The sequence below is a fragment of the Psychrobacter sp. TB20-MNA-CIBAN-0197 genome, assembly GCF_040309765.1.
Taxonomy (GTDB): Bacteria; Pseudomonadota; Gammaproteobacteria; order Pseudomonadales; family Moraxellaceae; genus Psychrobacter; species Psychrobacter submarinus.
Genome location: NZ_JBEOPC010001030.1, coordinates 1 through 253, shown reverse-complemented (window position 1 = coordinate 253; position 253 = coordinate 1). Strand labels below are relative to the sequence as shown.

1 protein-coding gene is annotated in these 253 nt (G+C 44.3%); it reads right to left on the bottom strand.

Annotated features, from left to right (window positions below):
• On the bottom strand, positions 1-253 hold a 253-nt coding region (locus AAEY83_RS17025), incomplete at both ends, for a TonB-dependent receptor plug domain-containing protein (protein WP_351061015.1).

Sequence of the window (253 nt, the reverse complement as noted above, 5' to 3'; positions counted from 1 at the left end):
ATAGCTGAAGCACCATCTTTTAGTATATCGATTCGCTCAATGGCAGAAACTGGGATACTGTTAATATCTACAAATGAGTTTGTGATACCTTCGGCAAATGCACTAATAGATACACGACGGCCATTGATTAGTACGAGCGTAGCATCAGCACCTAAGCCACGTAAACTAACAGCAGCAGACCCATTTGCAGTTGAGTCTTGGTTGTTACCACGTGTTGAGAAAGTACCGCTACCCGCGACAGGCATTCTTTCGA